We start from the raw sequence: 12,168 nt of genomic DNA on the forward strand, positions 1-12,168 counted from the left end.
GCGACGGCCACGGACGCGATGGGATGATGGACGCATGGTGGTGGACAAGCACGAGCACGGGTTCGGTGTCGGCATGCAGGTCTTGGTGCTCGTCGACCCGGAGACGGACCCGTCGACGGGGGCACGCGTGTCCGGCGTCATCGTCGCGCCGGGCCGACAGCGTGCAGCGGCCTTCATCTCGGTGTGGACCGACCGGCTGACGACGTGGATCGTCGAGTTCGACGAGCCCTTCGTCGCCCCGGACGGCAGCGGCCCGCACGAGTCGGCCGAGGTCCGCGAGACGTACCTGATCCCGGCGCCGTTCACCGAGGAGACCGCACCCGTCACCGTGTGACCGCCGCCCTCGTCAGGCGAGCGAGCGATCCATGATCGCCGAGGAGAGCGCTTCGACCGGGCCCGAGGCTGCCAGGGGGTTGGCGAGCAGCGTGAAGTCGACGCCCCCGAGGGGCGGCAGCTCGAGTCGGTTGCTCAGCATGACGAGGTCGCTCGGGATCAGGCTGCGGGGGAAGACCGCGACACCGAGGCCGGCGCGGACCGCGGCGAGCACCCCGTTGACCTCGCGGGTGCTGCAGGTGATCCGCCAGGTGCGCCCGGCCGCTTCGAGCGCGTCGATCGCGAGCTGGCGGGACAGGCTCGGGTCCTGGTAGGCGATGAGGGGGATCGGCTGGCCGGGTTCGATCGCCGTCTTCTCGAGGCCCACCCAGACCATCGAGTCGGTCCGGACGAGCTTCCCCTCGTTCTGGCCGGGATGCATCTTGATGAAGATGAGGTCGAGGGCCCCCGCCTTCAACCGGCGGTAGAGCGGACCGCTCTGGTTGACGGTGAGTTCCAGGTTGAGCTGCGGGTGGCCCTGCCGGAAGTGGCGGAGGATCCGGGGGAGCTGGGTCATCGCCAGGTCGTCGGCCGCCCCGAAGCGGAGGCGTCCGCTCATCGCCGAGCCGGTGAAGTAGCTCTCGGCCGCGGCGTGGGCGGCGAGGATGGTCCGCGCGAACCCGGCCATCGCGTCCCCGTTGTCGGTGAGCCGGACGGCCCTCGTGTCGCGGACAACGAGCCAGCGGCCCGCGGCCTCCTCGAGGCGGCGGATCTGCTGGCTGACCGTCGGCTGGCTCAACCCGAGCTGCGCGGCCGCCCGGGTGAAGTTCCGCGTCTCGGCGACGGCCAGGAAGGTGCGGAGGAGCGCCGGGTCGAACATGGTTCACCGATCATTCGGGAATCGAATAGGACTGATAGGGACCATCCTGCTCGGAAATGGCGGGCTCGGCAATAGCGTGGAGGGGAGCCAGCGGCCCCGGCCCGGGCTCCACCCATACGACACGCACTCGACATACGAAACGCTGGCTCTCTCCGTGACCCCTCCCTCCGACACCGCCGTCGCTCCGCCGCCACCCACCGCACCCATGCCGATCGTGGGGGAGCGCCCCGCCTGGCGGGACACCTTCTCCTCGCTCCGCGTCCCGAACTTCCGGCTCTTCACGATCGGGCACATCGTGGCCACGACCGCGATCGGGATGCAGCGCATCGCGCAGGACTGGCTCGTCCTCGAGCTCTCCGGCAGCGTCGCGGCCGTCGGCATCACCGTTGCGATGCAGTTCGCGCCGATGCTCCTCTTCGGCCTGCTCGGCGGCGTCATCGCCGACCGCTACTCCAAGCGCGTGCTGCTCATGATCACGCAGTCGCTCGCCGCTGCACTCGCCGTGGCGCTGTCGATCCTGACGCTGAGCGGCGCCGTCGAGGTGTGGCACATCTACGTCATCGCCTTCATGCTGGGGCTCGTCACCGTGGTCGACAACCCGGCCAGGCAGGTGTTCGTCAACGAACTCGTGGGGCCCGCCAGGCTGCGGAACGCCATCAGCCTCAACTCCGCCGTGTTCCAGCTCGGGCAGCTCGTCGGCCCGGCGGTGGGCGGTGTCCTCATCACCGCGGTCGGTTCCGGGTGGTCGTTCGCGATCAACGCGCTCGCCTGTTCCGGCGTCGTCCTCACCCTGTCGCTCATGCGGGTCTCCGAACTCGTCCCGACCCCGGTCGTCGCGAAGGCGAAGGGGCAGCTCAAGGAGGGGCTGGGGTACGCGATGCGGAAACCGGCCATCCGCTGGACCGTCATCATGGTGGCGTTCATGTCGGTGTTCGCGTTCAACCTGCCGGTCCTGCTGGCGGCGTACGCCTCGGACGTCTTCGACATCGGTGCGAGCGGCTACGGGTTCCTCAACGCGCTGGTCGCGGTCGGCGCACTCACCGGCGCGCTCGCGTCCACGCGTCGGGGCGGCGTGAACCTCCGCATCGTGATCGTCGCGGCGGCCTCCATGGGCGTGCTGCAGGCGGCCGCCGGTGTCATGCCGGTGCTCATCCCGTTCGCCCTCCTCCTCGTGGCCGCGGGCGTCGCGAACCTGCTGTTCATCACGGCTGCGAACTCACTCGTGCAGCTGTCGTCGAACATGGCGATCCGCGGTCGAGTGATGTCGCTGTACATCCTCGTCCTGCTCGGCGGGCAGTCCATCGGCGGGCCGCTCATGGGGTGGCTCGTGGAGGTCGCCGGAGCGCACGTCGGCATGATCGTGTCCGGCGGGGTGCCCGCGCTCGCGGCGGGGCTCATCGGCCTGCGGTTCCTCCTGGTGCGCCGTCGACGGACACGCGCTGCAGGGCGTCGCTCCGGCACCGTCGAAGCTGAGAAGAACCCCGGGAATCCGGGGTCCACGGCGACGGAAGTCCGATAGACTCGTCCGCACAATGGACGACCCTCCTTCAGACAGATCCCCCGGCCACCATCCCCGCTTCGACCTGATCCGACCTACTGCGCCGTCGGCTCGATCCGGCGGTCGTTCCCTCCGTCCGGCGTCGACCGGCCAGCCCGGAGAGGACCGGCATGTCTGAGTGGATCATGCTCGGTGTCGGCCTCGTCCTGACGATCGGCACCGGTTTCTTCGTCGCCTCCGAGTTCGCCCTCGTGAACCTCGACCGCGCGGACCTCGAGGCCCGCCGCGATCGCGGTGAGAGCCGCCTGACGATGACGATCGCGGCACTCAAGATCACGTCGACGCACCTGTCGAGCGCGCAGCTCGGCATCACCCTCACCACGCTCCTCACCGGGTACACGATGGAGCCGGCGCTCTCCTCGATGCTCGCCGGTCCGCTCGGAGCGCTCGGCATCCCCGAGGCCGTCGTGGCGGTCGTCGCGACGATCGTCGCCATCACCGTGGCCACGCTGCTCAGCATGATCGTCGGCGAGCTCGTCCCGAAGAACTTCGCGCTCGCGTTGCCACGCCAGACGGCCAAGTTCGTCGTGCCGTTCCAGACCGCCTTCACCTGGGTGTTCAAGCCGGCCATCGTCGTCCTGAACGGCAGCGCCAACGGGCTGCTGCGCTCGATGGGCATCGAGCCCAAGGAGGAGCTGTCCGGAGCTCGGACGGCCGAGGAGCTCTCCTCGCTCGTGCGGCGTTCGGCGCTCGAGGGCACGCTCGAGGCCGACACGGCGACCCTGTTGAACCGCACGCTCCGCTTCTCCAACCTCGACGCCTCCGACGTCATGACGCCGCGCCCTCGCGTCGCCTCGATCCAGCGGGGGGAACCCGCCCAGGCGGTGCTCGCACTCGCACGGGCGACCGGGCACTCCCGCTTCCCGGTGACCGACGCCGACGCCGACGACATCACCGGTGTCGTGCACGTCAAACAGGCCATCGCGGTGCCCCGCGACCGGCGCGGTCAGGTGCCGGTTTCGGCGCTGCAGTCGCCGGCGTTGCGCGTCCCCGAGACGATGAAGCTCGACGTCCTCCTCTCGCAACTGCGCGGGCGCGGCTACCAGATGGCCGTCGTCGTCGACGAGTACGGCGGCACCGCCGGCGTCACGACCCTCGAGGACCTCGTCGAGGAGCTCGTCGGTGAGGTCGCCGACGAACACGACCGGTCACGGGCCGGCGTCGTCCGCGGACGGGACTCCACCACCTTCCCCGGCAGCCTCCGCCCCGACGAACTCCTCGAGCGCGCCGGTGTGCGCGTGCCGGAGGACGGCCCGTACGAGACCGTCGCCGGCTTCGTCATGAGTGAGCTCGGGCGCCTCGCCGTCTCAGGCGACGTCATCGAGCTCGAGGACGGCACCCTCCGCGTCGAACGACTCGACGGCCGCCGCATCGACCGGATCCGATTCACCCCGAGACCCGTCCCCACGGAGGAAGGTGGTGACGCATGAGCGACTGGGCAGGAATCGCCTGGCTCGTCGTGCTGCTGCTCGCGAACGCCTTCTTCGTCGGCGCCGAGTTCGCGGTGATCTCCGCACGCCGTTCGCAGATCGAACCGCTCGCGGAGCAGGGCAGTCGGAGTGCCAAGACCGCGCTCTGGGCCATGGAGCACGCCACACTCATGCTGGCGACGAGCCAGCTGGGCATCACCGTCTGCTCGCTCCTGATCCTGAACGTCTCGGAGCCCGCGATCCACCACCTCCTCGAGGTGCCGCTCGCGCTCACCGGTTGGCCGGAGGAGACCATCGGCACGGTGGCGTTCATCATCGCGCTGCTGCTCGTGTCCTACCTCCACGTCGTCTTCGGCGAGATGGTCCCGAAGAACCTCTCCTTCTCGATCCCCGACCGCGCGGTGCTACTGCTCGCACCACCGCTCGTGTTCGTCGCGCGGGTCTTCCGCCCGATCATCGTCTCGCTCAACGCGATCGCCAACGCCGTGCTGCGGTTGTTCCGGGTCGAGCCGAAGAACGAGGCGGCCAGCGCCTTCACGCTCGACGAGGTCGCGACGATCGTCGACCAGTCGACGCGCGAAGGAGTGCTCACGGATGCCACCGGCGCGCTCGTGGCGGCATTCGAGTTCACCGAGAAGAAGGTCCACGACGTGGCCCTGCCGCTCACGAGCCTCATCACGCTGACCGAGGAGGCCACCCCCTCCGACGTCGAGCGCGCCGTCGCGAAGTACGGCTACTCGCGGTACGTCATCGTGGACGAGGAGTCGGTCCCGATCGGCTACCTCCACCTCAAGGACGTCCTGCGGTACGACGACCTCGACGGCACGGGCGACGAAGAGCGCCCGGTACCGGCGAAGCACATCCGTCAGCTCGTGTCGGTGTTCGAGGGATCGGACGTCGAGGACGCCCTGACGACCATGCGTCGTTCCGGCGCCCACGTGGCGCGGGTGTTCGACGAGGCCGGGGACACGACCGGCGTCCTGTTCCTCGAGGACATCATCGAGGAGCTGGTCGGCGAGGTGCAGGACGCCACAAGGCGCCGCTGACCGGTATCGCCCACGCGAACGACAGGACGGCCCGCACGCGATCGCGTGCGGGCCGTCCTCGTGTGGGCCGGGCGGTCAGCCGCGCGGCTTCGCCCGTTCGTACTGGCCGGGCCAGGCGACGTCCACACCGAGCTCCGAGGCGGCGCGCAGCGCGAAGTGCGGGTCCCGCAGGGCTTCGCGTGCGACCATGACCGCCTCAGCCTGCCCGTCGGCCACGATGGCCGCGGCCTGCTGGGCGTCGGTGATGAGTCCGACCGCACTGGTGTCGACACCGGTGGAACCGATGTGCGCCGCGAACGGCACCTGGTAGCCGGGGGAGAGCGGGATCCGGACGCCACCGACGGCACCGCCGGTGGAGATGTCGAAGAAGTCCGCACCCCGCTCCGCGCACCAGGCGGCGACGGTCGCGGTCTGGTGCTCGTCCCAGCCGTCGTCCACCCAGTCCGTCGCGGAGAACCGGATGAACAACGGCATGCCGTCGGGCAGGACCGCACGGACGGCCTCGACGACGCGGAGCAGGAGCCTGGCGCGGTCCTCGAGCGACCCGCCGTAGGCGTCCTCGCGGTGGTTGACGAGCGGGGAGAGGAACTGGTGGAGCAGGTACCCGTGTGCGGCATGCAGTTCCACGACCTGGAAGCCGGCGTCGACGGATCGGACCGCCGCCTCGCGGAAGTCGTCGACGACCCGGTCGATGCCGGCCTCGTCGAGCGCGGCGGGGACGTCGTACCCCGGGAAGGCCTCGGCTGACGGGGCCACCGTCGGCCAGCCGCCCTGGTCGAGCGGGACGCTGCCCGTGGCGTCGGTGCCCCACGGGGCGAAGGTGGAGGCCTTCCGGCCGGCGTGCGCGAGCTGGATGCCGGGGACGGCGCCCTGTTCGACGATGAACGCGGTGATGCGGCGCCAGGCGTCACGCTGCTCGTCGTTCCAGATCCCGGCGTCCTGCGGGGTGATCCGACCCTCGGGGTTGACGGCCGCCGCCTCGGAGATGACGAGTCCGAAGCCGCCCGCCGCGAACTGGCCGAGGTGCATGAGGTGCCAGTCGGTCGGGACGCCGTCCCGGGCGGTGACGCTGTACTGGCACATCGGAGCGACCCACAGGCGGTTGGGGATGCTGCGGTCGCGGATGGTGATCGGATCGAACAGTGCGGGCACGGAACTCCTCTGGGACGGGCGACGGGGTGTCGCCTCTGGCGCAACGTCGCAGGGGCCGCTGCGATTCCCGTCCCGCGTGGCGGTGACTGGCTAGGGTGAAGGCATGGCCGAACCCCGACACTGGACCCCTGCCGACGCACGTCACTGGATCGCCGTGCCCGACGCCGAATCGGACAAGTACTCCCGAGGCGTACTCGGGGTGGTGACCGGATCCGACCACTACCCGGGCGCCGCCGTCATCGGTGTCGAGGCGGCGATCCGCACCGGTGTCGGCATGGTCCGCTACCTCGGCGCGGACCGCCCGACCGAGCTCGTGCTCCAGCGACGGCCGGAGATCGTGACCGCGGAGGGGCGGGTCCAGGCCTGGCTCATCGGCTCCGGCATGGATCCCGGCAAGCTGACCCGCGCCGAGAGCGCGCTCCTCGACGGCGCCCTGCACGGCGGTGAACCGGTCGTCGCCGACGCCGGGTCCCTCCGTCGGGTCGCGGCCGGGGCCCACCAGCGCGCGTTCGGGGTCGACGAGTCGTGGCGCATCGTCGCGACGCCGCACGTCGGGGAGTTGGCGACCATGCTGAGCGGCCTGGGGAGTCCGGCCGACGTCGAGGCGATCCGCGCCGAGCCGGTGCTGTACGCCGCGGACGTCGCGGCCCGGCTCGGCATCGTCGTGGTGCTGAAGGGCGGGACCACCCATGTCGTCGCTCCGGACGGCGAGGCGATCACGGTCGCCGGAGGATCGCCCTGGCTCGCGACCGCCGGCACCGGCGACGCGCTGGCCGGGATCATCGGGGCGCTGGTGGCCACCAACGCGGAACGCGTCCTCGCCGACCCGGCCTCGCTCGCGAGCATCGCCGCGAGCGGGGTACTCATCCACGCCGCCGCCGGGGACGCGGCCGCCGCCGACGGGCCGCTGGCTGCGTTGGACGTGGCCCAGGCCGTCCGCGGCGTCGTGCACGGTCTCCTCGCCTGATCCCGCGTCCTCCGACAGGCGGCGGACAACTCCCAGAACGCTCATAGCTCGCCCATAGGGAAGCTCAGGACACTGAAGCCACCGCGGCAGGGACCTCGCCGCGGCGGCCGGTACCCGGCCTCCACATAGCCCGAGGAGATTGAACGATGCGCAACCCCACCACCACCCAGCTCCCCGCACGGACGCCACGGCTCTCCGTGGCCGCGAAGAAGACGACGTTCGCGGCGCTCACCGGTCTCACCCTCATCGGCAGCCTGGCCGGATGCTCGGCAGCCGACGCCGGAAGCACGACCACGACCACCACACCGGACGCCAAGAGCTCGTCCACCCCGGAGGCCACCAGCGACACCGGCGCGGCGACGGGGTCCGGCTCGACCGACTACAAGGACGGCTCCTACACCGCCGACGGCAGCTACCAGTCGCCGAACGGCACCGAGTCGATCACGGTGACCGTGACGCTCGCCGAGGACAAGGTCACCGCCGTCGACGTCGTCTCGCACGCCGAGAGCGCGAACAGCAAGCGCTACCAGGCCGAGTTCATCTCCGGCATCGCCGGCGAGGTCGTCGGCAAGGACATCGACGGCCTCAAGGTCTCCAAGGTCGCCGGCTCCTCGCTCACGAGCGGCGGGTTCAACGCCGCCATCGACACGATCAAGACCGAAGCGAAGGGCTGAGCCGCCAGGTCGGCCGGACGATGAGCGAGACGACGCTGCGCTTCGACGGGATCGGCACCGGCTGGGAGCTCGACACCGTGCTGCCGCTCGAGCCGGAGACCGCCGAGGCCGTCGCCGCACGCATCGACCGGTTCGACCGCACCTGGTCGCGGTTCCGCGGCGACGCGTTCGTCGCCCGGTTCGCCCAGGGCCCCGTCTCGACGGCCTTCCCGGACGACGCCAGGGACGACGCGATCGCCCTGTTCGACACCTACCGCCGCCTGCACGACGTCACCGGCGGCGCCATGACCCCGTTCATCGGAGCCTCCCTCGAACGGCTCGGATACGACGCCGCGTACACGCTCGTCCCGCAGGGGCCGGCGCTCGCCGCACCGGCCTGGGACGACGTGGCCCGGTGGGACGGCGAGGTGCTCGAGACCGACCGCCCGCTGGTGATCGACATCGGCGCGGCGGGCAAGGGCCGACTCGTCGACCTCGTCGCCGACGTCCTCGTCGAGCACGGGCACGAGGCCTTCACCATCGACGCCTCCGGCGATCTGCGACACGAGCACGGGAGCGGCGCCCCGGAACCGCTCCGGATCGCGCTCGAGCACCCCTACGACCCCCGGAAGGCCATCGGGGTCGCGACGATCGAATCGGGCGCCCTCTGCGCCTCGGCCGTCAACCGTCGCGCCTGGGGCGAGGGGCTCCACCACGTCATCGACGGTCGGACGGGCGAACCGACGGCGACGGTCGCGGCGACCTGGGTCACCGCCGGGCAGGCGATGCTCGCCGACGGCCTCGCCACCGCCCTGTTCTTCACCGATCACGAGTCGCTCAGCGGAGCCTTCGCCTGTGAGAGCGTCCGCATGTTCACCAGCGGCCTCACGGATCGGTCCGCCGGCTTCCCCGGCGAGCTCTTCACCTGAGTCACGCGCCGTCGGGCATCGCCCTGGCGCCACCACCTTCCAGAAAGCAGACCGCACATGAACGGCCGCATCGGCTACTTCTTCGACACCGTCCTCGGACGGGTCACCATGTACCGCCTCGTGACGCTCTCGCTCGGCACCCTCGCGATCTACGCGTTCGTGCTGTCCCTGTTCGGCCAGGTGTTCTACAAACCGCTCGAACTGCTCGCGACGCTGGTCACACTGCTCGTCGTCGGGTACCTGACGAACCGGCTGTTCGGCGCCCTGTTCCAGGTGCGCCCGCACAGCGAGTCGTCGATCATCACCTCGCTCCTGCTCTTCTTCATCCTGTGGCCGACGAGCGATCCGGCCGCACTGGCCTGGATCGCTCTGGCCGCGACGGTCGGGTCCGCGTCGAAGTACCTGCTCGCGATCCGCGGCCGACATGTCTTCAACCCGGCCGCCCTCGCCGCCCTCGTGTCGAGCGTGCTCGCGAGCTACGTCGTCCTCCCCGGGGTGTCGCCGTCGGTCTGGTGGGTCGCCAACCCCTGGCTGCTGCCCGCGGTGGTCGTCCTCGGCGGCCTCGTCCTCGTCCGCACCAGGCGACTCACGATGGCGCTCGTCTTCATCGTGCTCTCCTGGGCGCTCGTGACCGTCCGACTCGTCGTCGGTGGCCAGGACGTGGGGCCGGCGCTGCTCGCCCCGCTCACGTCCTACCCGATCCTCTTCCTCGCCGCGTTCATGCTGACCGAGCCGCTGACCCTGCCGCCCCGGCGCTGGCAGCAGCTCGGCGAGGCAGCGATCGTCGCGGTGCTGTTCTCCATCCCGTTCATGCTCGGTCAGGTGGCGTCGACCCCGGAACTCGCGCTCATCGTGGGCAACGTGCTCGCGTTCGCCGTCGCCCGTCGCCGCGGGATGCGGCTGACGCTCGAGGGGACGCGCACGCTCACCCCGACGGCGGTCGAGTACCGGTTCAGCTCGAAGCGTCCGGTGCCCTTCGCGGCCGGCCAGTACCTGGAGCTGTCGCTGCCGCACCGCGGCGCGGACGTCAGGGGCTCGCGGCGCATGTTCAGCATCTCCTCCCCGCCCGACGACGATCGCACGATCCGCGTGGCGATGCGGGTCCCGGAGCGGGCCAGCAGCTTCAAGCGCGCGCTGAGCGCGCTGCCCGTCGGGGCGAGCCTCTCGGCCACCGGGGTGTGGGGCGACTTCGTCCTGCCGAAGGACCAGGCGAAGCCCGTCCTGCTGATCGCCGCCGGGATCGGGATCACGCCGTTCGCCAGCCAGTTGTCCCGGCTGCATCTGCGAGGCGAAAAACGCGACATCGTCCTCGTCTACGTCGTGTCCGATCCGCAGGAGCTCGCCTACGCCGCTGAGCTTGCGACCTGGGGGACCCAGGTGCTCGTGGTCGGGCCGTCTGCGGACGCCGCATTGCCCGCGGGATGGCGCACCCTCGGCCCGGGCCGACTCGACCACGAGCGCCTCGCCGAGGCCGTGCCGGATCTGGCCTCCCGGGAGGTCTTCATCTCCGGACCCCCGGCCATGGTCGACGCGCTGAAGCCCGCGCTCCGCGGGATCGGTGTGGGGCGCGTCCACACCGACGCCTTCAGCGGGTATTGATCGGCACCCAGGCCACGCCCGTCGGGGTCGAACGCCGCGCGAGTGGCGGATCGGCCCCGACGCCGTGCGCGAGCCTAGGATGGTGCACGTGATGCGGCGTTGGGTCCTCTGGTGCGGGTTCGGCTTCGTGCACCTCCTCGTCGGCTGGCTCTGTCTCGTGGCTGAAGGGCTCCCACTGGGCGACGTCGTCCTCGTCTACCGCCCGTGGGTGGAGCAGGCGACCTCCGGCGGCCCCATCCCCGCCGTCGACGCACCCTGGGTCTACCCGATCCTCGCGATCGTGCCGATGCTGATCCCGCTCCTGCTCGGTAGCGCCGGGTATGGCGTCGGGTGGCTCCTCATGGTGAGCGTGTTGAACGCCGGCGCCTTCGCCGTGCTGCTCGGCAACGGTCATTCGCGCCCGCGGTTGATCGCGGCGGGGTGGTGGCTCGCGTTCCTGCTGCTGCTCGGACCGATCGCCCTCGCTCGGATCGACTCGGTGACCGTGCCGATCGCGATCGTCGGACTGCTCTGGGTCGCGGGGCGCCCGCGCGTCGCCGCCGTCCTCCTCACGATCGCCGCCTGGATGAAGATCTGGCCAGCGGCACTCGTCGGCGCCATCGTCCTGGCCCATCGGCACCGCGGGCGGGTGGTGGCCGCCGCTGCGGCGACCTCGGCGGTCGTGCTCGGGGTGGGGCTCCTCCTCGGCGGCGCGAACGCGGTGAGCTTCGTGACGGAGCAGACCGGTCGTGGGCTGCAGATCGAGTCCCTCATCGGGAACGCCTACCTCTGGCTGGCCGTGCTGCGCGTCCCGCAGAGCTTCGTCTACTACGACCGCGACATCCTGACGTTCCAGGTGACCGGTCCCGGCGTCGACACCGCGATCGCCGTCATGACGCCGCTGCTCGCGATCGCCGTCGCGGGTGTGGTGCTGCTGGGTGTCCTCGCCGTCCGGACCGGGCGCCCCCTCGTGACCGTGCTGGCACCGCTGGCGCTCCTGTTCGTCCTCACGCTCATCGTCTTCAACAAGGTGGGGTCGCCGCAGTTCGCGATGTGGTTGGCGGCACCGGTGATCCTCGGACTCGTGCTCCAGCGTCGGCGCTTCATCGCACCGGCGGTGATCACGTTGGTGATCGCGGCGCTCACGCAGCTGGTGTACCCGTACCTGTACCTGTGGCTGCTGAACGTCGACCCCGTACTCGTGACGGTGCTGACCGTCCGCAACCTCGCCTACCTCGTCCTCGCGGGGTGGGCGGTCCACGCGCTCTTCGCACCAGCCCACCCCGAGGACGACGCGGTGTCGTCTCCGGCTCCCGTCCGTGTCCACGCTCGAACCCTCAAGGAGTGACCCATGCTCGTCGCCTTCTCCGTCGCACCCAGCGGCACCGGCAAGTCGGACGGCTCCGTCCATGACGCCGTCGCCGCGGCCGTCCGCATCGTCCGCGAGTCGGGACTGCCGAATCAGACCGACTCGATGTTCACGACGATCGAGGGGGAGTGGGACGAGGTGTTCGCCGTCATCAAGGACGCGACCGAGGCGGTCGGCGCCTACGGGAGCCGCGTCTCCCTCGTCCTGAAGGCCGACATCCGGCCCGGCTACACGGGTGAGCTGACGGCCAAGCTCGATCGGCTCGACGCCGCACTCGACAACGACGGCTGATCC

General features: G+C 70.7%; 12 protein-coding genes. 10 read left to right on the forward strand and 2 right to left on the reverse strand.

Annotated elements, in window-relative coordinates:
• Positions 1–34 precede the first annotated feature (34 nt).
• The gene (locus tag QRN27_RS08315) at positions 35–334 is read left to right on the forward strand and encodes a hypothetical protein (protein WP_285041681.1); all 300 of its coding nucleotides are present in this window, start codon (positions 35–37) and stop codon (positions 332–334) included.
• Between the two features lie 12 nt (positions 335–346).
• Here the strand turns inward: QRN27_RS08315 and QRN27_RS08320 are convergent, their stop codons facing one another.
• Positions 347–1,192, reverse strand: coding sequence for a LysR substrate-binding domain-containing protein (locus QRN27_RS08320; RefSeq protein WP_056012604.1), 846 nt, complete (start codon positions 1,190–1,192; stop codon positions 347–349).
• 205 nt (positions 1,193–1,397) lie between these two features.
• Here QRN27_RS08320 and QRN27_RS08325 point away from each other — a divergent pair, with 205 nt between their 5' ends.
• From QRN27_RS08325 to QRN27_RS08335, 3 genes are all read left to right on the forward strand, one after another.
• Complete coding sequence (locus QRN27_RS08325) at positions 1,398–2,711, forward strand: MFS transporter (RefSeq protein WP_502929508.1); 1,314 nt, start codon at positions 1,398–1,400, stop codon at positions 2,709–2,711.
• Positions 2,712–2,860: 149 nt separating this feature from the next.
• The gene (locus QRN27_RS08330) at positions 2,861–4,180 is read left to right on the forward strand and encodes a hemolysin family protein (RefSeq protein ID WP_285041684.1); all 1,320 of its coding nucleotides are present in this window, start codon (positions 2,861–2,863) and stop codon (positions 4,178–4,180) included.
• On the forward strand, positions 4,177–5,226 hold the full coding sequence (locus QRN27_RS08335; protein WP_285041686.1) for a hemolysin family protein: 1,050 nt from the start codon (positions 4,177–4,179) through the stop codon (positions 5,224–5,226). The genes QRN27_RS08330 and QRN27_RS08335 overlap by 4 nt, the downstream gene beginning before the upstream one ends.
• 75 nt (positions 5,227–5,301) lie before the next feature.
• On the opposite strand, the gene QRN27_RS08340 is transcribed toward QRN27_RS08335, so the two are convergent.
• Positions 5,302–6,378: an NADH:flavin oxidoreductase/NADH oxidase gene (locus QRN27_RS08340; RefSeq protein WP_285041688.1), complete on the reverse strand. Its 1,077-nt coding sequence runs from the start codon at positions 6,376–6,378 to the stop codon at positions 5,302–5,304.
• 103 nt (positions 6,379–6,481) lie between these two features.
• Here QRN27_RS08340 and QRN27_RS08345 point away from each other — a divergent pair, with 103 nt between their 5' ends.
• The 6 genes from QRN27_RS08345 (at position 6,482) to QRN27_RS08370 (ending at position 12,165) form a co-directional block, all read left to right on the forward strand.
• Positions 6,482–7,345 carry an ADP-dependent NAD(P)H-hydrate dehydratase gene (locus QRN27_RS08345; RefSeq protein ID WP_285041690.1) on the forward strand — a complete coding sequence of 288 codons (864 nt, stop codon included), beginning with the start codon at positions 6,482–6,484 and terminating at the stop codon, positions 7,343–7,345.
• 146 nt (positions 7,346–7,491) lie between these two features.
• Entirely contained in the window at positions 7,492–8,019 is a 528-nt protein-coding gene (locus QRN27_RS08350; RefSeq protein ID WP_194670607.1) for an FMN-binding protein, read from the forward strand.
• A gap of 20 nt (positions 8,020–8,039) precedes the next feature.
• Positions 8,040–8,927, forward strand: a complete 888-nt coding sequence (locus QRN27_RS08355; RefSeq protein WP_285041692.1) for an FAD:protein FMN transferase — start codon at positions 8,040–8,042, stop codon at positions 8,925–8,927.
• Between the two features lie 57 nt (positions 8,928–8,984).
• Positions 8,985–10,526 carry an FAD-dependent oxidoreductase gene (locus tag QRN27_RS08360; protein WP_285041694.1) on the forward strand — a complete coding sequence of 514 codons (1,542 nt, stop codon included), beginning with the start codon at positions 8,985–8,987 and terminating at the stop codon, positions 10,524–10,526.
• A gap of 91 nt (positions 10,527–10,617) precedes the next feature.
• Positions 10,618–11,853 carry a glycosyltransferase 87 family protein gene (locus QRN27_RS08365; protein WP_228507411.1) on the forward strand — a complete coding sequence of 412 codons (1,236 nt, stop codon included), beginning with the start codon at positions 10,618–10,620 and terminating at the stop codon, positions 11,851–11,853.
• A gap of 3 nt (positions 11,854–11,856) precedes the next feature.
• A complete protein-coding gene (locus QRN27_RS08370; protein ID WP_285041698.1) occupies positions 11,857–12,165 on the forward strand; it encodes a thiamine-binding protein in 309 nt (102 codons plus the stop codon).
• The last annotated feature ends 3 nt before the right edge of the window (positions 12,166–12,168 follow it).

Source organism: Plantibacter sp. LMC-P-059a (genome assembly GCF_030209505.1).
Classification (GTDB): domain Bacteria; phylum Actinomycetota; class Actinomycetes; order Actinomycetales; family Microbacteriaceae; genus Plantibacter.

What these genes read in the sequence shown, in the direction of transcription:
- QRN27_RS08315 (WP_285041681.1), top strand. Translation starts at nt 35, where the DNA reads ATGGTGGTGGACAAGCACGAGCACGGGTTCGGTGTCGGCATGCAGGTC.
- QRN27_RS08320 (WP_056012604.1), bottom strand. Translation starts at nt 1,192, where the DNA reads ATGTTCGACCCGGCGCTCCTCCGCACCTTCCTGGCCGTCGCCGAGACG.
- QRN27_RS08325 (WP_502929508.1), top strand. Translation starts at nt 1,398, where the DNA reads ATGCCGATCGTGGGGGAGCGCCCCGCCTGGCGGGACACCTTCTCCTCG.
- QRN27_RS08330 (WP_285041684.1), top strand. Translation starts at nt 2,861, where the DNA reads ATGTCTGAGTGGATCATGCTCGGTGTCGGCCTCGTCCTGACGATCGGC.
- QRN27_RS08335 (WP_285041686.1), top strand. Translation starts at nt 4,177, where the DNA reads ATGAGCGACTGGGCAGGAATCGCCTGGCTCGTCGTGCTGCTGCTCGCG.
- QRN27_RS08345 (WP_285041690.1), top strand. Translation starts at nt 6,482, where the DNA reads ATGGCCGAACCCCGACACTGGACCCCTGCCGACGCACGTCACTGGATC.
- QRN27_RS08350 (WP_194670607.1), top strand. Translation starts at nt 7,492, where the DNA reads ATGCGCAACCCCACCACCACCCAGCTCCCCGCACGGACGCCACGGCTC.
- QRN27_RS08355 (WP_285041692.1), top strand. Translation starts at nt 8,040, where the DNA reads ATGAGCGAGACGACGCTGCGCTTCGACGGGATCGGCACCGGCTGGGAG.
- QRN27_RS08360 (WP_285041694.1), top strand. Translation starts at nt 8,985, where the DNA reads ATGAACGGCCGCATCGGCTACTTCTTCGACACCGTCCTCGGACGGGTC.
- QRN27_RS08365 (WP_228507411.1), top strand. Translation starts at nt 10,618, where the DNA reads ATGCGGCGTTGGGTCCTCTGGTGCGGGTTCGGCTTCGTGCACCTCCTC.
- QRN27_RS08370 (WP_285041698.1), top strand. Translation starts at nt 11,857, where the DNA reads ATGCTCGTCGCCTTCTCCGTCGCACCCAGCGGCACCGGCAAGTCGGAC.